This window comes from Actinomadura sp. 7K534, from assembly GCF_004348575.1.
GTDB lineage: Bacteria > Actinomycetota > Actinomycetes > Streptosporangiales > Streptosporangiaceae > Spirillospora > Spirillospora livida.
This window is the reverse complement of record NZ_SMKB01000062.1, coordinates 1-19446: the sequence shown is the minus strand read 5'-3', so window position 1 is coordinate 19446 and position 19446 is coordinate 1. Positions and strand designations below refer to the sequence as shown.

Genomic DNA, 19446 nt, shown 5'->3' with positions numbered 1-19446 from the left:
TGTTCGTGAAACTGAGTCAAGACGTACCAGCTTGCGCACCGGGGAGTAGCACTTCGTGCGTGTCCAACTAAGGCTCAAGCAGCGTCTCAGTCGCTTCTGCGCACCTCCTCGGCGATGCGCACAGCCGCCTCGCGAGGGTCCTCGTGCTCCCAGATCCGAATCGTTCGCCAACCAGCCTCATGGAGGGTCTTGTCGGTCTCCGCGTCACGTTCCCGGTTGCGGCGGACCTTCTCCGCCCAGTAGTCGGCGTTCGTGGCTGACTTCGTGTGGTGCTCCGGACACCCGTGCCAGAAGCAGCCGTCCAGGAAGACGGCCACGCGAGCTCTCGTGAAGACCAGGTCGGCCGTGCGTCGCACGGCCGACAGCGGTCGCATCGAGACTCGGTAGCGAAGGCCGAGGGCATGGACCGCACGCCGTAGAGCCAGTTCAGGTTTGGTGTCCCGGCTCTTGTTGCTCTGCATGCTCTTGCGCACACCCGGGCTAGACGCCCTCATAGGGCGAGAGACCGACATGGCACCACCGTACGAGCGATCGTCGGAGGATGCGCGACGATCATCTGATCCGATATCTCTGGCAAGTCGTGCCACCGGTGCCGTGCGGAGACACGCGGGTGGGATTGACGAGAACGCGAGCAACCCCTGCTGACCATTGTTAACTTGGGGTATCTGTGGCCAACGTGCGTTGCAGATCAGCCGTGATGACGCGATACGTGGTGCCTATGCGGATGACTTTGCAGGGAAAGCGGTTCTCTCGGGCCAGTTGGTAGGCGCGGGTTCGGCCGAGGCCTAGGGCGCGGGCGGCGGTCTCGATGGTGGTTGTGGTGGGGAGGGCGGCGAGTTCCTCTTGGGTCATGGGTTCCATGCTCAGGCCTCCGGGAGGTTCGTGCGGCGGGGGAAGTGGATGGGGCTGTGTCGTTCGCCGGCCGGAGGCGGTGCGAGGAGCGTTGGGTCGGTGATTGGCCTGGGGAAGTCGTTCGCCGCCGCTGCCACGCCGACGTCGTCCTTGTGCGTCTCGCTTCTGGTCGTTGGGGACGCCTTGCGTCCGCGGCCGGAGCGAGAGTGGACGGCGTTGACGGCGGATTGGGCTTCGCTGAGGGTCGCGCAGAGGGCTTGAATGTGGCGCCTCGCGTCGGCCAGGGCCTGGCCGTGGCGGCTCAGTACGTCGGTGAGGTCTTCGCCGTGGTCGTGGCCGAGTCGGCCAGCCTGGAGTTCGCGCAAGAAGAAGCGGTTGATCTGGTCGAGAGCCTGGTCGAGACCATAGGTGGCTGCGCTGAGGTTGCCGAGGATGGCGTACGCGGTGGAGGGCTGAGTAAGGCTCGGCGGGCCAGCCGTGGCGTAGTTGAGCTGGCGGACGTGTTCGTACAGGTTGGCTGCGAGCTGGACGGTCTCGTCGTCGTTACCAGTGGCGGCGGGGGCCGGCGTGTAGTCGGTCATGTGGGTGTGTCCTCGTGAATGTGGATCCCGTGTTCGGGCTGTGGTCGGTCATGGCTTCGCCTTTCTCGTGCGGTGGGGAAGATGGGCTCAGGTTCGCGGTCTCGGACGCTGCGCCCGTGTACTGCTTGCACATCGTTGAGACTGTTTACGCTCCGTTAGTATGCGCCTGCTTTGATCATTACGCCACTACTGCGTCCGGCGTGGCGTCCGGTCTTGCTGTCGGGCTACCGCGATGGACCGCGGCGGCGGTGCGAGCCAGGTTGCGGGGGCGTGGGCCTGACGGGTTGGCCCTGGTAATCGCTCAACTGATTGCCGAGGGGTATCGGGAAGCCGGTGGCGGCGAGACGCGCGGCGTTCTTCTCGGCCGTGGGATTCGGCGGCGTCCTTGGAAACGTCGGGGACGGCGGTCGTGTCGTGTGCCGGCCGAGGCTGGTGAGCTGGGCGGCAGCTTTTCGGGCGGCAGCGGCCTGGGCGTCACGCTGCTGCAGTTGCCGGAACTCCGCGACCGCCTCGATGAGGGCTGCCACCTGCACGATGAGATGGAGCAGGACGCCAGCGAGGCTCGGGCGGTAACCGCGCCGTCCTCGGATCTCGCATAGGGCCAGTGCGCGGGCAACCGTGCGGAGGTTCGTTCCGTAGGGCGTGTGCGGTGGCTGGTATCCGTAAGGCTCGCGGGCTGCCCGGTCGTAGAAGTCGGCGGCCTCCGCGAGTTCTCGGTTGCCGGTGATGGCCGCGGTGACGTTGAGGACGTCGGCAGCTGCGGCGGCCACGTCGGCGCGGACTCTCGGGTCTTGGATGTGGCGCATCTGCCAGGTGGCTGTGGCGGCGGCTCGGGCGGCCTGCTGGTAGGCGGCGGATCGTTCCTCGTGGGTCAGCTCCCCCCTGTAGAAGGTGTGTTGGTAGGACGGGCTCCTTCCTTGTGGGGCTGACCAGCGGTGACGGAGTTTGGGAAGGGTGAGGTTGGCGGCGAGCCTACCTCCGGAGAACCAGACCGGTTGGCCTTCTTGGTTGGTGTGGTGCGGAAGTGCGACGGCGTACCCGGTGATCTCTCCAGGGTCGCGGGTACTCTCTCGGGTCTTGACCAGCACTCCAGCGTCTTCAAGGGCGGCGAAGAAGTCTGCTTCGTTCTCGGCTCCGGCGGCTGCAGCAGCCACGCGCCGGCGGAGGGTGGTGCGGGGTGGCTCCGGCCAGTTCTTACGGTCAGTGAGTTCTGTCTCGGCTCGGGTCGGTCGGGGCGCTGCTGTGCGGTCGGCGGGTGCGGTTCGGGTGAGGCCGTAGCGTTCCTCGGCGATGTGGCAGGCGTCGGCGACCTTGTAGTAGTCGCGGTGGACGTTGGGGTTGCGCCCGTCCTCGCGGGCCAGGACGACGGCCAAGTGGATGTGGTCGTCGGCGTGCCGTACGGCGATCCAGCGGCATGCCTGGTCGTCGCCTCGTGGGGCGAATCCGGTCTGGTGCATCACCTCCTCGGCGATGTCGGCCCAGTCGTCGTCCGACAGGGTTCGGTCTGTGGGGGCCGCTCGGACCGAGCACTGCCAGACCGGCAAGGTCAGCGGCGTGTGCCGGAGGGTGTCGAGCGGGGAGGTCATGACACCGATCAGGTGGCGGAAGTCTCGATGGCCTCTGGCGTCGAGACCGGGTTCCAGGGCCATGGGGAGCCGGAACCCGGCGACGATGTGGGGATGGACGTGCTCGTTGCGGGTGCCGGGGCCGTAGAGGTAGGACAGCAGCCTTGCGAGGTTCTCGCCTCGGGTTACTTTGCCGATCAACGCAGGAGCCGGCCGATCTCAACGGACGATGTGTCCACTCTGCGGAGGACGTTCTCCAGATACGACAATGCGGCGGACAGTTCGCAGGGCACCTGTCCTGTCGTGTTCGCTATGCGCGCCAGCTGATTGAGGTTCACGCCGATTCGGTTCAGCTGTCGCGCGATGCCGCGCAGTTCTTCGCAGAGTTGTTCGGTTGGTTGCTGTCCTAATTCGTGCTGACGAATGGCTGCCTGTACGGTCTGGGTAATGAAGGTGCCGTAGGCGGCTCCTGCTCGCTGGGCCGCCGCACGAATTTCCTCGTACTCCTGGTCGCTGACTCGGAACCTCATCTCCCGGTCCCGTCGGCGTCCTCCGCCGAGCTGCGAGCGTCGCTGGAGCTTGCGTGGCTGGTTGAACTGCACCTCGCTCGTGACTGCACCTCCGATCAACTCGTTCAGGACCGCGCCCGGTCCCGCACCACAGTGCGGTGGATTTCCATGAATCCACAACGTGTAGCGACACGGTCCTACCTTGCAGCCTCTAAACAGCACGGCACCCAAACTGTGCCAGCGCATCCCTCTCAAGCTCTTACACTGCTGCGGCGGGCGGCGGCGGACCGCTGAGTTACGGCTAGGCCATTCCTAAGAAAGGCCATCAGTAGGCTACTCCTCTCGACCGAGTAGCTTATTACAACTCGCCGCCACGTCTCACTGGAGCCTGCGTCATCCTCGAAAAGGAGGACGACTCGGTGTAGGGCCGCAATGAGAAGATCTGCCTGCGACTCCCATCCATGCGACTGCTGGAGAGAGTGCGCAGCCCAGATCGTTGAGCAGGGCAGCCCTGAGCCGAACTCGGCTGCTCGCTCGAGCCTCCCAGCCGGGACGGCGTCGAGTACTTCGTCGGCGAATGCGACGCCCCGCGCCTCACGGCCGCGGCCCTTCCTCTGGTGGCGCACCTCGCCGCGCCTCATGACTGCAGCCCATCACGAGCAGGAGGCCGCCGTTGACACTGCCACCGGTGCCGCTTCAGCGGACGGGAGGCGCCATGCGCAATTGCCCCTGCTTGATCCGGCGGCACCCGACCAGGAGCCAGCCGAGGAGGCTGCGCCGGCGGCGTGGCTCCGGGTCGGCAGGCCAGAACTGATCCCTTGCGGGAGGCGCCTTCCGATTCGGCGTGTCCCAGGTGCCGTCGAGCGCCCGAGGTGGTGATACCTCGTGCTGGACGTGGAGGCTTCTAACGCTCCGGAGAGCCAGGCACTCCAAGATCGAGTCGATGCGTCGGGCGAGATCAGAGGCGTTCTTCGCCTCGACCAGTTGATCGGGCAGCAAGGCCCAGAGGGAGCCGGTGTACTCGCCCCAGTAGATGCACATGCCGGGGTACCGTCGCCGCAGGGCTTCCACCGCCTGGTCGAGATCGAGCTCCCCTGCCAGGTCGGGGTTCCGCACGGCGGCAGCATCGGGGAGACCGCTGGGCCGGGCAGCGTGCTCACGGTATGTCACAACGTCACCTCCAGAGCGAACGCGGCAGGCGCGCTCGTCAGGTGATGGATGGCCGGGACGGCCGAATGGGGTGTCGTGCGGTCGGTGGATTCCGGGGGAACAGGCCACCGACCGCACGACTGGCCGACCAGGACGGTCGGCGAAGGACGCGCACCAGGGGGTGTAGCGCGCGTCCTGGTCTCAGTGGTTGATCAGGGCCCAGGCGGCGTGACCGTCTGCGCGGTCGTCCTGGCCGGTCTCGTCGGCGTACGCGTCGGCGAGCATCAATCCGCGTCCGTGCTCGGCGGGTTCGGCTTCCTCATCAGTGCGGACGGGGGCGGGGCCGTCGTCCAGCACTGTGAGGAGCGTCTGCCGGTTGCCGATGAGGAGTTCGACTCTGATGCGGCCACCGGGTGCGCCACTGGCCGAGTGCCAGAGCGCATTGGTGCCGTACTCACTGACGATCAACTCGAACGCCTCGGCCAGTTCGGGCTCTTCGGCGAGCAGCAGCCGAACCCAGCGACGTACCAGCGGAATCGCCTCTTCACGGCCCGACACATCAATGCACCACAGCTGATCGGTTCCGCTTGGTGCCGTCCTTCGTCTGTTGAGGGCAGGGGCGTTGCTCCGGAGAGAGGCGGTATCGCGGACGGCTGCTCTGACTGCGTCCGCCTCCGTCTCGGTGGACGCCTGGTCGGGATGCGTCTCGACCACGTGCAAGGAGCCAGTCGGGTCGTTGGGACCGGAGGGCGTGGGCCTCCTTGGGGCTATTCTCATCTGGTCTCCCGTCACGGGGGATGGAGGCCGCGCGGCCGGCCAGGGGCTCCAATCCGTTGTCCGGTCGCGCGGCTGTCTAGTGCGTGCGGTGGTCCGCTTGAGTTCACGATTTCGCTGCGTACTCGGCAGCATCTGACCACGCACCGAGCTAAGCGTCAATGCACTGTGCATGATCTTTTTAGCTTTGTGTTGCTGAAAGTGTGCAAAGAGCTACTGATTTCCGGCAGACTGAGGCCATGGCACCGGTACCCCACAGCCTGACCGCTCGCGGCCGCAGGCTGGCCCGCGAACTCAGAGCCCACCGCGAACGCGCCGGGATGACGCTCGACCAGGCGGCCGCAGCACTCGGCTGGAACCGGTTCAAGCTCGGCCGGATCGAGGCCGGGAAGACCAGGGCCACAGCGGCGGACGTGGGCCGCATCCTCGACCTCTACGGCACCGAAGACTCAGTGCACGCCGCCCTCGTCCAACTGGCACGCGACGCCGGCCGGCGCGGATGGTGGACCGCTTACTCCGGCGTCTTCACCGGCGGATACGTCAGCCTGGAAGACGAAGCATCAGTGATCCGCACCTACCACGTACAGCTCATCCCCGGCCTGCTCCAGACGGAGGACTACGCACGGGCCATCATCTCCGCTGGTGTCCCCAACGCCCCGGACGAGGTGAACAAGCGACTCCACGCGCGCATGGCTCGCAAGACACTGCTCAGCCGTCCGGATGCACCCACGCTCAAGGCCGTGCTCGCCGAATCGGCGCTCCGGCAACTCATCGGCGGCCCACAGGTGATGCGTGACCAACTCATCGAACTCACCCGAGTCGCCCAGCGTCCCAACGTTGACCTCCGCGCCCTGCCGTACACGGTCGGCGCCCGCGCCGGGGTCGAGGGTTCTTTCGTCATCCTCGGCTACTCCGACCCGCTGGACCCCGACATCGGCTACTCCGAAGGCATCTACGGCAACGTTTACATCGAAGGCGCAGACCACATTGCCCGATGCAACGCCGCCTTCGATGCCATCTGGGACGCTGCCCTTGGCGAGGACCAGAGTGCAGCTCTCATCACCGCAATCGCCGCAGAGCTGTAGATACCCTGACCGTATGACCCCCTCCGCAGACCCTTCATCCGTCGTATGGCGCAAAGCCTCCAAGAGCACCGCGACGGGCAACGAGTGCGTTGAACTCGCCGCCATCGCCGACGTCATCGCCGTGCGCGACTCCAAGCGCCCTGCCGGACGCGACGTGACAATGACGCGTCCGGCGTTCACGCTGCTGGTCAATGAGATTCGCCGAGGTGATTACGACCTCTGAGGTCCAGGCGGCGGGGTGTGCCCATCAGAGTCCGCTCGAACGCATCGCAAGAGATGTTACGCAAGTTGGTGCAGGCCCCATTCTGCATAGTGCCCCCTGCCGCTCCAGCGGGAACGTAGGGAAGCCCGGCCCGGCCATGTATGTTCCAGTGTTGTGAACTCTCGGCCCAGTGCGGATCGAGGACTCATCGCTGTGCATCCAGCGTCGGCGATTGCATAGTGGGGAACTCGGGCGACAAAGTCATCAGGAAGCCGCCTCGGCATGTCGTAGGGCGGGCCGAGTATTTGCTGGGCAAACCCTACGGAGCGATGATCGACGCCGTCGCGGGCGGCGTTTTGGGCGTGGGAATAGCCCTCCACCAGCGCAAGCCGGCGCGCATCGCACCGGTCCCACAACCGCGTGTGTTCTGCGGGTTTCCCCACATGTGCGGAATGACCACGGCGTTGGTGCGGTTAACCTCGAGGTTAGTGATCAGTCCGGCCGCGCGTCCGGGTCGGGTTCCAAACGTGATTGTCCGGTTCGGCTGGCCGGGATACAGGTGCGGAGATGTGCGGCTACCGCGATTATTAGGGTGTCTACGCGTCCTGCACCTGATTGGCGTCCTCGAGGTGGTCGAAGACGGCATCGGCCACATCCGGCAGGACGAACGGCTTGCGTCGTCGTTCCTCGCCCACACCGGCCCGGAAATCCGTCCCTCAACCCCACACAGCCAACGAAAAACTCAGCAAGACGAACTCCTCGTTCCTAGGTGTTGCCAAGCGTCAGCAAGGAGTTCGAGCAGGTTAGCGCGGTTGAGATCTGCTGGGTGGAGTTCCTGGATGACCTGAGCGAGCCGTAGGGCGGTGGCCACGGCTTCACCCGGGGGCAACTGGAGCCGCTCCATGACGTTGGCGGCGGAGATTGGGAGTAGCGCCACGGTCTCCTCAAGAATGACGCGCTCCACGTGCCGCCCGATCGCGTCGTCTTTGTTGCCTCCCGAGGGAAGGAGTGCGAGTCGCTTGTCCAGGCGCCGTTGGTGGCGGTGCTCTAGCGCGCGCAAGTCCGGCTTAGTATGGCCGAGGTCCCCGGCAGCCCGTTGGAGCAATCCCTGATAGTCGAGCACGGCTCCGGTTTTGCTGAGCCTGTCCTTCCACAGTTCGCGAAGATACTCACTGTCCTGGTGCCTATCGATCGCGTGAGCGATGTCGATCGCCTGAGAAAGGTAACGCTCGGCGGATTCAAATAGGCTGATCTGACAGCGCCGCCACTGCTCTTCGTCACGGGGTATCGAAGCCCCGCAGGCTCTTCGATACCAACGGTAGCATTCCTCGAGAGTCCGTCGGTCTTTGGGATCGTCCCTGTCAAGGTGATGTGCGAATCGGGTGCGCAGCCTTCCGATTATATGGATGAACTCTCGGGCTTCACCGTCGTCCTTCCCCACTCGATTCGCATGGTCGAAGAGGAAGTCCAAACTGGTTTGCCAGGCTTCGGTCAGCCACGAACTCAACCACATAGTCGCGGTTCTAAAACCGTATTGGGGTTCTTCATCAATCGGGTTAGGGCGCGGTGCTGTCACCGTGCCACCGACGGGCGCGGACGTCAGCGCATCGCAGAGATCTTCTAGTTCCTGCTTTCTGCGATCCAGGTTGACAAGCAGCACAGCCTCGAAACCACTGGAGCCGTGGGCGCTCAAGAGACGCCCCTCTCCCCGTTCGTCGGCATGGGGCGCGAGATAATCTTGGGTCCGCGTCTATTGCCGGGTGAACGAGCTGGTTCGAGGATAGGGCCGCGCAGATTAAAGGCTACATAGGCCTCGGGCAGCGCGAGTCCTTCCTGCAGCTCTTCAGTTTTGAAGTCGGCGCTTTGAAATGGCACCGCCCGCGACAGTTCGCCGACCCAGCACCGGCCTTTCCGTCGGTCCGGGTCCAAGTGCTGGACCACCGGTCGGAACTTCCGCGGCATCCCGGAGGAATCGCTCGCCAGGTATACGTTGACGATGCGGCGTCGGGACGACTGGGACTCACGTTCCGCATCCCTGAAGGCGTCGAATGCGGAGGCGAATTCGCGGAGATGGAACAGTGCGAGCGCCCGCATGAACTCTACGCGGAGTGCCGAAAGTTCATCCTCGGCACGTAGCCGGTTGGCCAGGTCGAGGCATTCGACCCACTGCTGCTTGGTGAGCGGAAGCGTGAGCCGTTCTTCTGCCATGAACCGGTATCCGGTTTTGTCCAGCCAGAAAAGGTCGACGAGAAGCCTGAGGCATCGCCGGTCATCCTTCGCAGTGGGATGGGCGTGGAGATAGGCGAGCGCTTCCCGGACACCATCCGGGTCGGTGGTGTTGCGGATGAGTCCGCTGATCCGGAGTGCGTAGAGATAGGCGGCGAGCGGCTCGTCTCCGTCTGCCAGCTGCTGAAGCTTCTCATCGGCAATCTTGGTCTTGTCGGCTGTCCGGGCGATGTCAGAGAACCTGGCATTATACTTGGCCTCTTGCTTCGGGCTGAGATCGGAAACCTCGATGAGGAGTAGCCGTGAGAAGCATTCGGCGATCAGGTTTGCTGCTTGCTCTTCGGGGAGGATTTTCTGGTTGAAGAGCTCGAGGGCCACCCAGCACAGGACGTCCACTGAGTAGTACTTGTCCTGGTCGCCTCGCATCGCGTCCGAGGTGATCCGGATGACGCGCTCTAGCATCACGGTGACGGTCTCCATCGGGATAGGAGACGGAAGTGAATTATCGGGGCCACTGCGCAGTAGTTCGTAAAGCTGGGAGCCGGCGACGCTGGCTTGTTCCACCAGCAGGTTCGACCGGATGCCTCGTGCGCCGCGATGGGCCGTTCGGGTCTGCTCGAGCGCCTCGTCGACCACTTCCTCCGCTCTGCAGAGGACTTCGTTGCGTTCGGCAGAGTTCGCCGTTTGCGTGCGCTGTGTGAACTTGACCCATTCACGACAGAGATTGGTCTCCAACAATGCCAGGCGCGGACTGGGCGAGAAGGCCGAACTGTTCGCATCGGCGATGGCATTGGCGATACGAAGGTAATGCTCAGCATACCGTTGATCCTCATCACCCTGGGGGCCTATCCGAGAGAGCAGATCGACGGCAAATTGGACCTCACCACCGCCAAAGGCAGTGGTGTCTGGGCGGATGCAGGACAACACGTCCGCCAACGTCTCGATCTCGGCCTGATTCGTGGTTCGCTCGGCCTCGATCAATACCGTGGCTTCGAGTTCGTTGCGGGCGGACAAGTTGTAGTTCCCGTTCTGATCCTCCCCCCACTGGACCAGGTCGATCTTGCTCAACAGTTGCGGCAGGTTACGTACGCCATCGCGCCCAACGACGCGCAGCGCCAGGTCGAGCGGGACGGGCTGGCCGTGCCGCGAGGCGATGAGGACCGTATGGATGAGCTTCTCGTAGGGGCCCCGGTAGAAGGACTTGTCTTCCTCTTGCTCCTCTTCGACTTCACGCAGCGCCAGCGCGAGCTCGTCGAGCAACCCCGCAGCGTAAAGCGCTGCAGCCATCGCGGTGGGCGGCTCGTAGTCGGCTTCGGTCCGAGCCGCGCGAGTGAGAGTGCTTTCGGTGTGTCTGAGTTCGAGCACCAGCCCCTTGCTGACCGCACCCCGGCTATCAGGAAGCAACCGGTAGAGCGCACTGAGGAAGGTATTGTCCTTCAGGATTTTGCGATCTCTGGCGTGAATCTGGACGCCAATGCCGTCCAGATGCCTCTCGAAGCGCTGCATCTCCTTCTGTCGGAGGGATGCAGGAGCCGTGACGCTAGGCTTCGGAAGATCCTTCCTGAAATAGCAACTGCCGACGAGAACGGTTCGGCGACCACGGGAATCGAGGTACTTTTTCAGGCGAGAGTATTCGTCCGGATCAAGCATGCCATCCCAGACCAGCAGGGTGACCGGGATGGATATCTCTTCGGCCCACGCGCAGAAATCATCGATCACTTCGTATGAAGGCCGACTGGCGCGGCGCGGGATATGTATCACCGCGTACTTGCGTTCCTTGGCCACCGAAAAAGCGAGAGAGGCCAACGCGACAGTCTTGCCGGTACCTGTCTGGCCTGTGAGTAGGATCGGTGGATCCCCCTGGCTGCGGCCCTCCAACGATCTGCCAACCAGACTTCGCAGTTGCGTCTCATAATCTCGTTGGAAGGCTAAACCGCTGTTGATCGCCGTCCAGAACGATGAAGGGTCGGTGGCACCGAGGAACTCGCGGAAGGTGAGATAGCGGCGCTCCTCCGATTGGACAGGCGGCGAAGCCAGCAGGTCGACCTCCATTAACTGCCCAAAGGACGACACTGCATTCCATCGATCGCGTGGAACGTCGTGCAGTTCATGTCCGCACTGAATCTGATGGCGACCAGGAGAAAACCGTTGCGGCGCAGAGAGTCTGCCTCGCTTTTTGGCTTCCTCAATATAGGTCGCCAGGTCTTCCTCGTGAGGGACCAGCACCTTCTCGTTGACGGCTGCCGCGATGAGTTCGTCTTCGAGTTCTACCTCGGTGGCAGAGAAGAGGTGGGCCTGCGCCTGGCCGAGTCCGTGCAGTATTCCGTATAGGTCATCTGAATCGAACCAGTCATCGATGCTCCAAGCCTCGATGACGAGTACACCACGTGGTGTGATCATTTCGTCGGGTAGCCGCTTGGCCAGCGCTCGCGCCTCGGCACGGCGCACACTGAACTCACGACGGTTGGTCGGTGGCTGGTACTCGGGAGGCTGGTCCGCGTCACCGAAGAGGAGCAGGGACTGAACGCGGGCTGCGCTGCGCGGCGACGGCAGACGGAGCATCGAGGAAGCCACGGGCTGAACTTCTCGCCATTCATTGCGCAGCGCTCGTATCAGAAGAGAATCGATGGCTGTGCTGAGCACCCCGTTCCAAGGAAGCTCAGCAACGACGCGCAGCCACGCCGGTACCGCCAACTGGGAGGATGTCTCCTTCAACGCTTGGAGTGCGGCTTCTCTCCGCCCAGACGGTATTGTCCGTAGAAGCTGATAGATGTCCTCGTCGCCCGGAGGGATCCCCGCAGCTCGCGCCACTGGACCGACCAAGGGGTCTCGGCCGTTCTCTAGCAAGAGGTGCTTCTGCCCCAACAGTAGGTAAGAGGGCCCTTGCTCGAGACGTGAAACCAGATCCTCGGGGGCAGCGTTCATCGCTCTCCTCGCAAAGGTCAAGATTGCGCAAATTACCACGATAGCCAATCTTCCCGTCACGGGGTGGCTAGACCGGACCCAAGACGCCTGCAGCAGTCCCGTAGCGAGCACCTCCCTACCAGGTGGCCCACAAGCCTTGCCTCTTCACTCTCAAGGTCGAACCGCTGCGTCCCGGTCGGCGAAGCGCTGGACCGCTCGGCGAAGGGACGAGTTGTTCCGGCCTTCTTGGCTGCGCCCCTCGTCTATCGGGTAGTTGATCGGTTGCGAGTTCTGGCGAGGGCTTCGAGGGCGGTTTCGTCGGCGTCGGGGAGGGTGTGTAGGTAGCGCTCCGTGGTGGCTATGGAGGCGTGGCCTAGTCGTTCTTTGACTACCTGGAGGTCGGCGCCGCCGTTGAGGAGCCAGGAGGCGTGGGCGTGGCGTAGGTCGCGCATGGTGGGTTTGAAGTTGAGGCCGGCGGCGGCCAGGGCGGGGTTCCAGATTCTGCGGCGGAACCAGTCGTTGGGGATGTGGCCGTCGGTTTCGCGGACGCGGCGGGGGCGAGGGTTGTCCTTGCCGTTCGCGCGGCGGGCGGCTCGGTAGAGGGAGAAGGCGCCTCGGCAGTAGTCGCAGCGGCAGCGGCCGGCGGTGTAGCCGCTGAGCGTGCCGTGGTTGTAGGTGCGGCCCTTCTCGTTGGGTTCTGTGCGGCCAAGTGTCTCTGGGTCTGGGATCTCGGTGATGCGGGCTCGGGGCTTGTCCTGGGGCGGCATCTGGAAGAGGAGGTCTTCCTGGGTCAGGCTGGCGGCCCGGATGTGGTCTTCGAGCTTCTCGATGATCTGGGTGCTGAGCTTGAAGCGGCGGAACTCCTTGTCCTTCGGGTAGTCCTTGACCAGGAAGTGGCGTCCCTCCGGGTGGAACTTCGGGTTCAGCTCGACGACCGTGCGGCTGACCGTGAGGATGCGGGTTCGGAGGTTGACGTCCTTCACGCGCAGCTCGCTGAGTTCGCCCCAGCGGAGGCCGCTCTCGATCTCGGTTTCGGCGAGTAGGCGGAAGGTGCCTTCGGGGAGGGCGTTGTAGACGTCGTCGAACTGCTCGGGAGTGATGATCTCTAGGGGCTTGCGGACGACCGGGGGTGTGCGGACGCCGCGGCAGGGGTGGATGAAGGTGACCTGGTCGTCCATCGCCGTGGTGAAGATGGCGCTGAGGATGATCTTTTGGTACCGGATGTTCACGGGCTTCATGCCCTGGTTCTTGAGGGCCGTGATCCACGCGCGGACGTGCTCGGGGAGGATGTCGATCATCCGCATCGAGCCGAACGTCGGCATGATGTTCCGGTAGATCGCGTACGTGTAGCTCTCACGGGTGGTGGCCTCGACCTGGTGGTTCGGGAGCCAGACCTGCTCGACGTAGTCCTTGAACCGCTGCTTTCCGCGGCCCGGGTCGCCGGTTCGGCCTCTGGAGACCTCCACCTCGGCTCGCTGCCATGCCTTGTCGGCTTCCCTTTTGTTCGAGTATGTCCCGGCTGACCGAAGACGACCCTTGATGTCGACGTAGCAGGCCGTGTAGCGGTACTTTCCGTTGTTGCCTTTGCGCTTCTTCGCGTATCCCACGAGGCGATCTCCCCATGATCATCCGTCCGTGATTTGTCCGTGGACGGCGGCGAACCGGCCATCCTTGTCCGTGAGCCATTGGCACCGGAACCCGCCGCCCACCTGGGATTTTAACGCGAATCAGCTTTACCTGCATGACCCCCGAATAGCCATGTTTTGGCGTTCGGGACTGAAGAGATCGTGGGTTCAAAAGTCGCCTGCCCGACAGAGACTTTCAGACTAGAGGGCCGGATTTTCTTCGCGATCGAAAAGATCGACTCGCGTGGACGGATTATTTCGCCTTTAGGGCGTAGCGGATCACGCAAAATGGGCGTCTTCGGCGGCGGCTACGTGCAGCTTTCTGGTGCGTTGAAAGGGCGGGTGAACCCCCCTTCCCTCTTGGAGAACGCCCTTGGCCAATGGCGTCCGACCCCGTGGCAGTCGGACTCGCCCCGCAATCGGCCATCTCCTCGACGGTCCCCTACGCGTCCCGTCCCCACCCAGCGGGCGAGGTCGGGTCACTGACACGGTGTCCAGTATTGGGTCTTGCGCGCATTCGGCTCCTTGTTCTACAAGTTGTAGTACTAAACTGTCCGGTTTCGGGATGCTCAGCGCACGCGGACGGCAGGTCATGACCATGCCCGGGGAGAAGCTGGAAGCCCGGCTCGGCGCCCCCCTCCCTGTGCGTCCCGAGGGGCGACCTGCTGACGCGGCTTCACCACGGGCTTCCATCGGGGACGGTGCGGTTCGGCGAACGCGTCGCGCGCTACCGGCAGCAGGGCCGGATCGTGCGGATCGAGACCGAATCCGGGGTTGTCCCACACCGCGGATCTCCTGATCGGCGCAAACGGCATGTGGCCCCGCGTCCGAACAGCACTTTTCGGCGCCGGCGGTCCGAAGCCGACCGGTACGGCGACCTTGCAGGGGCTCACCCACTCCACGTTGAATCTCGGCGGACGTTCGCTGCTGCTCGCGGGCCTGGAGGGCAAGGCGGGCTTCGGGCCGGCGGGTGATGGCCGCGTGTGGTGGTTCTTCGACGTCCCATGGTCGCCCGGAGACCGTCTCGGAAGTCCCCTCGATCAACTTCGCCGGCGCTTCGGCGACTGGGCCTGGGCCGGTCCCCGAGCCACTCGGCGAACTGACGGATGACGACGTGCAAGTCTTCCCGAACCACCGGCATTCCATTCCGTGGCACTGAGGCAAGGGGCGCGGCGTACTGATCGGTAACGCCATGCATGGGATGCCGCCCTTCATGGCACAGGGGGCCAACCAGGCACGTGAGGACGTATCCCCCCTGCTGACAGGCTGCTGGCCCAGGGAGAGGAACGGCCCTTGCAGTACGGCCCGCAGCGCCACCACCGGGCCCGCCTCGCCTCCTCGATCGCGACCTACAGCCGATTCACCGACGGTCCGCTGGCCATACTGCAGTCGGAACCCGTCCTCCACGCCATGTCAGCGGCATCCGATGCGCAGGCGACGACCGCCCTGACGACCTTTCTGCGAGCTACCAGCAACCGCCTGCAAGCAGCGTCACCTCTGCTGGCTAAGAGGTCATAACAAAATGTGCATGTGATGCGACATGGTGTGATGTCCGGGTGTGATGTAGGCGGGTGCGTAAGGGCGAGCAACCTCCATGGATCGTGGCCGACAGCCTGTGGGAGCGGATCGAGCCGCTGCTGCCGAAGGTCGAGCGCCGCAAGCACCACCCTGGGCGTAAGCGGTTGGACGACCGCAAGGTGCTGTGCGGGATCTTGTTCGTGCTGCACACCGGGATCCGGTGGGAGTTCCTGCCCCAGGAGTTGGGGTTCGGGTCGGGTATGACGTGCTGGCGGCGGTTGGCCGAGTGGCACCAGGCGGGCGTCTGGGAGCGGTTGCACCGGCTGCTGCTTGAGGAGTTGCATGCCGCCGGGCAGCTGGACTGGTCCAGGGCGGTGATCGACAACTCCCACGTGCGGGCTTTGAAGGGCGGCCCAAAACCGGGCCGAGCCCGGTCGATCGCGGCCGACCGGGCTCCAAGCACCACCTGCTGACCGACGGCCACGGCACCCCGCTCGCGGTGTCGCTGACCGGCGGGAACCGCAACGACGTCACTCAGTTGATGCCGTTGCTGGAGGCGGTGCCGCCCGTCCGGGGCCGGGTCGGCCGGCCTCGACGAAGACCCGGGCGGCTGCTGGCCGACCGCGGCTACGACCACGACAAGTACCGGCGCCTGGTGCGGGCCAGGGGCATCAAACCGGTCATCGCCCACCGCGGCGCCCCGCACGGGTCCGGGCTGGGCGTCCACCGCTACGTCGTCGAGCGCACCATCGGCCTGCTGCACTGGTTCCGCCGCTTACGCATCCGCTGGGAAATCCGCGACGACATCCACGAGGCGTTCATGACCCTCGCCGCAGCCATCATCTGCTGGCGACGCCTCGTCCGCTGATTCTGTTACGACCTCTAACGCCTAGCGTGGCGGATCTTCAGCCGCCCGAAACCCATCGTTCCGGAGATCCGGATCTTCGGGCCGCCGGGGCGGGAGGGGCGCCGGGGCTTGTAGTGGGAGTCCTTCCACACGGTGCGCAGGCCCTCGACGTCGACGACCGCGTCACGCGGAACCGTGATTTTCGCCTGGCCGGTGGTGAGCTGCAGCTCGATGTCGACCACAGGGTGCTCGATGACCGCTCGGGCCAGGTCGAGGTGCACCTTTCCGAACGCCGATTCGACCTTGAGGTTGCGGGGCACCCGCCACGGGCCGCGCCGCCGGATCCGTCCACTGAGGGCACCGATCGTGGACGTGTCCGCCTGCTCCTCCGGGAGCGAGGCCAGGGACGTCGCGAGATCGGCGTAGGTCTTGGCGGTGAGCGCCTGGTGGAGGAGTCCGTCCATTTCTTCGTGCGGAATCTGGCCCCGGGAGTATGCGTTCTGCAAGCGCTCTATGGCCGTGTCACGGTCTTCTTCGCTGACCGGTCGCGATGAGTCGTCCGGTATGGGGGGCACCGGCTCACTCTACTGCCGGACCGGGCGATCGCTCTGCAGGCGGCATCCGCCGGAACCACGATCCGCGGGAGATCAGGAGGGGCGCCGCGGGCCCCAGTGCGCACGGATCGCGACGCGGCGCTCAAGTTCGGCAGGCTTCGCAGGATTGCGCGCTGGAGATCGGGCGTCCGGCCAACGTGATCGCGCTCTGCGATGCCTCTGGCGATGACCGCGCCCGCGCCCCTGGATGGGCCTTTTCACGGAGGTCGGTCACGAGGCGGCACGGGCCGCTGGAACGGGGGCGACGTGCGTTGGGCGATCACGCGGCCCAGCACCGCGTCCCGCGCCAGCGCTTGCACGACGGGCAGGAGCCGGCTCGGGGTGCGGTACGCCAACAGCCGGCTCTGGCCCATGGGTGGAGGTGGCGGTGGGGGCCGGTGCGTCAGTGCCAGTAGTCGCGTTCGGGGAGTTGGAGCCACATGTCGGCGGGGCCGGTGAGTGGGCGCGAGTCGGTTGGTTGCAGTCCTGCGTAGGCGAAGCAGAACGCCACAGCATTGTGTTGGTAGAGGTAGGCAAAAAGGACCTCCTCGGCCGTGTCGTTGGAGCCGGGCTCTCCTCCGGGATGCAGGTCCCATGCTTCGAGTACGCCGTCCCGGGCGATGCTTCCCTGGTTTCCGCTCTTCGGGTTGGCGTACATGGCGTAGCACACGGTCCCTTTCGAAAGGGCCTTGGCCACGCCGGGCATTGACGCCCCATAGGCCCATGGCTGGACGACGACGCACCCACCCGGGACATCGGTCACGCCGACCACAGAGTCGTCGTGATCGAGGAGCTCCTCGGACTCCGGCGCTTCGACCGTCGGCGCCTCCAGGCGCCGGGCGGCCTCGTCCGCGGTTATGCCGGCTACGCAGGCCAGGCTGAAGCCGTCGTAGTAGAGATCGCTCAAGGCACTGATCAGGCGTGGGGCTTCCGCGACCATTGCGGCTTCGGCTGCCGAAAGCTCGGCGCGGGGCGGTGAGAACAGGTCCGGGTGCGGGCCGGCCAGGGCGAGTCGGCCGGGTGACCAGCCGGCCATCATGGGGCGCCACGGGTCGGCGCCGGCCTCGGCCAGGGCGCGGGCGTAGTCGGGACGGTTGTCGAAGACGGCTCTCCAGAGGGCGGTCCGGCCCTGGTCCTCGGCGTCTACGTCTCTGACGTGCCTGGCCAGTTCCGCGACCACTTCAGGGGTGCCGAACCTTACTGCGTAGTCCAGGGGACGGTGATATCCGGAGATGAGGGCGTCCGGATCGGCGCCCGCTTCGAGGTTCGCGCGGACCTGGGCGAGGTCGCGCCATGACGTGTGCGCCCATGCGTTGGTGTCCATGGGAAGCAGATTGTGGTTCGCAGGTCTGTCATTTCACGCGAGGACGCCCCTGAGGGGGTGCCCGGTCCGCGCGGTATGCGGGACGGGAACGGAAATCGGGGGTGCGGCGAAGGGGGTGGTGATGGGCGAGTACTTCGGATGAGAGGTGTGCACGATGGAGATGCGACATTGACCGCTGACTTGGGTCGCCAAGTAGCGGACGCCGAGCTTGTTGCTCGGTTTCGGCGGGATCCGGACGAGTTCACCGCCGTCTACGACCGCTACTTCCGCGACGTGTACCGGTACGCGGTCGGGCGATTGGACGTGCAGACGGGCGAGGACATCGCCGCGGAGACGTTCTGTGTGGCATTCGCGCAGCGGGACGGCTTCGATCCCGAGCGGGGTGGCCTGCGGCCTTGGCTGTTCGGTATCGCCACGAAGCTGATGGCGCGGCACCGGCGCAAAGAGGCTCGGCATTACAAGGCGCTGATACGGACGGGCGCGGCGGCCTTCATCGAGGGTCATGAGAGTCGTGTGGTCACTTCGGTGGCGGCGCAGCGTCTGCAGCCGCAATTGCTCAAGGCCCTTACCAAGCTGAACTCGGGGGAGCGCGACGTCGTCCTGCTCATCGCCGTCGGGCAGCTCAGTCATGAGGAAGTGGCCCAGACGCTCGGGATAGCCGACGGCACGGTGCGGTCTCGGCTCAGCCGGGCGCGCAAGAAGTTCCAGCAGATGATCGATCGGGAGGCAATCAATGGATGACCTGCAGCTCATCGGTGCCACGCTCACCAAGCCGGAGCCTTCCGCCGAAACCATCGAGCGCGGTCGGCACCAACTGCAGAACGCGATGCGTGAGCCCGTTCGGCGGCGCCGGGCGTGGAGGCCGGTGCTCGCGATCGGGGTGGCGGCCGCGACGGGGGCCGCGGCGGTCGCCCTCGTCACGGGTGGGGGGTCGCCGGACCCGGCCGGGGAAGGGACTGCGACCGTCCAGATGTCGGGTCCGCAGGTGCTTCTCGCCGCGGCCACCGTCGCGGAGACCAAGCCGGCGGCCTCGGGCACCTACTGGCACGTCAAAAGCGTGGCCCCGAACAGCGCCAACTTCAAGACCTTCGAGTCCTGGACCACGGTCGATGGCCGGCAGTGGGTCCGCTACGACGAAGGTGCCCTCAAGAAGCTTCCCGGGCGGCATCCCATCACGGTGCGCGGTACCCGCCTCGGGCTCGCGCAGATCGCGGAGCTTCCGACCTCCGCCGCCGAGTTGAAGGCGACGCTGCTGAACAGCAGGACGACGGGGCAGAAGAGGGCGCAGATCACGGAGGAGACCAACCTGCTGCTCCTGCTGACCGATCTGCTCAGCGACGTTCCGGCGCCGCCCAAGGTCCGGGCAGCGGCCCTGCGGGCGCTGGCCACGCTTCCGCACGTCAAGAACCTGGGGAAGGTCCCTGGTGGGCAGAGCCTGCTGTTCGCCGCGGACGGCGGCGGTACCGAGCTGGTGGTCAATCCCGAGACCTCCGAGGTGAACGCCGAGGGCTACGCCGACGTGAACGGGAAGCGGGAGTCGATGGGCGGGATCAGCTCCACGTCCAGATGGACCGACGAACTCCCCCGGTAGCCGAGGGGCCGCGGTCGTGCGGCTGGTGGATGACCGATCGGTCACCGGCCGCACGATCCAAGGCCGTTTGAGGGGGTGGGTTGGGGTGCAGACTGTCCGGG

At 65.2% G+C, this 19446-nt stretch carries 17 protein-coding genes; 5 read left to right on the top strand and 12 right to left on the bottom strand.

Going from position 1 to position 19446, the window contains the following annotated elements; translation table 11 throughout:
* Positions 1 to 86 precede the first annotated feature (86 nt).
* The 7 genes from E1266_RS15150 to E1266_RS15120 all read right to left on the bottom strand — a co-directional run bounded on the left by E1266_RS15150 (position 87) and on the right by E1266_RS15120 (position 5370).
* Positions 87 to 494: a very short patch repair endonuclease gene (locus tag E1266_RS15150; RefSeq protein WP_279436322.1), complete on the bottom strand. Its 408-nt coding sequence runs from the start codon at positions 492 to 494 to the stop codon at positions 87 to 89.
* A 157-nt stretch (positions 495 to 651) separates the two neighbouring features.
* Positions 652 to 861, bottom strand: a complete 210-nt coding sequence (locus E1266_RS15145) for a helix-turn-helix domain-containing protein (RefSeq protein ID WP_207945658.1) — start codon at positions 859 to 861, stop codon at positions 652 to 654.
* Between the two features lie 2 nt (positions 862 to 863).
* Positions 864 to 1433, bottom strand: coding sequence for a hypothetical protein (locus tag E1266_RS15140; protein WP_132047324.1), 570 nt, complete (start codon positions 1431 to 1433; stop codon positions 864 to 866).
* A 224-nt stretch (positions 1434 to 1657) separates the two neighbouring features.
* On the bottom strand, positions 1658 to 3199 hold the full coding sequence (locus E1266_RS15135; RefSeq protein ID WP_132047322.1) for a relaxase: 1542 nt from the start codon (positions 3197 to 3199) through the stop codon (positions 1658 to 1660).
* Positions 3196 to 3600, bottom strand: coding sequence for a MobC family plasmid mobilization relaxosome protein (locus E1266_RS15130; RefSeq protein ID WP_165966093.1), 405 nt, complete (start codon positions 3598 to 3600; stop codon positions 3196 to 3198). Before E1266_RS15130 ends, E1266_RS15135 begins: the two co-directional genes overlap by 4 nt.
* A 603-nt stretch (positions 3601 to 4203) precedes the next feature.
* Positions 4204 to 4623 carry a hypothetical protein gene (locus E1266_RS15125; protein WP_132047318.1) on the bottom strand — a complete coding sequence of 140 codons (420 nt, stop codon included), beginning with the start codon at positions 4621 to 4623 and terminating at the stop codon, positions 4204 to 4206.
* 234 nt (positions 4624 to 4857) lie between these two features.
* Positions 4858 to 5370 (bottom strand): ATP-binding protein, encoded by a 513-nt coding sequence (locus E1266_RS15120; RefSeq protein WP_243718431.1) that lies wholly within the window; start codon positions 5368 to 5370, stop codon positions 4858 to 4860.
* 299 nt (positions 5371 to 5669) lie between these two features.
* On the opposite strand from E1266_RS15120, the gene E1266_RS15115 reads away from it, so the two are divergent.
* On the top strand, positions 5670 to 6515 hold the full coding sequence (locus tag E1266_RS15115) for a helix-turn-helix transcriptional regulator (RefSeq protein WP_132047314.1): 846 nt from the start codon (positions 5670 to 5672) through the stop codon (positions 6513 to 6515).
* Positions 6516 to 6528: 13 nt separating this feature from the next.
* A complete protein-coding gene (locus tag E1266_RS15110) occupies positions 6529 to 6738 on the top strand; it encodes a DUF397 domain-containing protein (protein WP_132047312.1) in 210 nt (69 codons plus the stop codon).
* Between the two features lie 721 nt (positions 6739 to 7459).
* On the opposite strand, the gene E1266_RS15105 is transcribed toward E1266_RS15110, so the two are convergent.
* The 3 genes from E1266_RS15105 to E1266_RS15095 all read right to left on the bottom strand — a co-directional run bounded on the left by E1266_RS15105 (position 7460) and on the right by E1266_RS15095 (position 13454).
* The gene (locus E1266_RS15105; protein ID WP_132047310.1) at positions 7460 to 8410 is read right to left on the bottom strand and encodes a hypothetical protein; all 951 of its coding nucleotides are present in this window, start codon (positions 8408 to 8410) and stop codon (positions 7460 to 7462) included.
* Entirely contained in the window at positions 8407 to 11637 is a 3231-nt protein-coding gene (locus E1266_RS15100; protein WP_132047308.1) for a hypothetical protein, read from the bottom strand. The genes E1266_RS15105 and E1266_RS15100 overlap by 4 nt, the downstream gene beginning before the upstream one ends.
* Before the next feature lie 473 nt (positions 11638 to 12110).
* Positions 12111 to 13454: a tyrosine-type recombinase/integrase gene (locus E1266_RS15095; protein WP_132047306.1), complete on the bottom strand. Its 1344-nt coding sequence runs from the start codon at positions 13452 to 13454 to the stop codon at positions 12111 to 12113.
* 1616 nt (positions 13455 to 15070) lie between these two features.
* On the opposite strand from E1266_RS15095, the gene E1266_RS15090 reads away from it, so the two are divergent.
* Positions 15071 to 15858 (top strand): IS5 family transposase gene (locus E1266_RS15090; RefSeq protein WP_165966096.1). Its coding sequence is split into 2 segments (ribosomal slippage): positions 15071 to 15404 and positions 15404 to 15858, totalling 789 coding nucleotides; the frame shifts between segments, so codons are not numbered across the junction.
* Between the two features lie 14 nt (positions 15859 to 15872).
* Here E1266_RS15090 and E1266_RS15085 read toward each other — a convergent pair.
* Both E1266_RS15085 and E1266_RS15080 read right to left on the bottom strand, forming a co-directional pair.
* Positions 15873 to 16412: a DUF1707 domain-containing protein gene (locus tag E1266_RS15085; RefSeq protein ID WP_132047302.1), complete on the bottom strand. Its 540-nt coding sequence runs from the start codon at positions 16410 to 16412 to the stop codon at positions 15873 to 15875.
* 421 nt (positions 16413 to 16833) lie between these two features.
* Complete coding sequence (locus E1266_RS15080) at positions 16834 to 17754, bottom strand: ankyrin repeat domain-containing protein (protein WP_132047300.1); 921 nt, start codon at positions 17752 to 17754, stop codon at positions 16834 to 16836.
* A gap of 168 nt (positions 17755 to 17922) precedes the next feature.
* On the opposite strand from E1266_RS15080, the gene E1266_RS15075 reads away from it, so the two are divergent.
* Positions 17923 to 18495 (top strand): RNA polymerase sigma factor, encoded by a 573-nt coding sequence (locus E1266_RS15075; RefSeq protein ID WP_132047298.1) that lies wholly within the window; start codon positions 17923 to 17925, stop codon positions 18493 to 18495.
* Positions 18488 to 19345, top strand: a complete 858-nt coding sequence (locus tag E1266_RS15070; protein WP_132047296.1) for a CU044_5270 family protein — start codon at positions 18488 to 18490, stop codon at positions 19343 to 19345. Before E1266_RS15075 ends, E1266_RS15070 begins: the two co-directional genes overlap by 8 nt.
* Positions 19346 to 19446 lie beyond the last annotated feature (101 nt).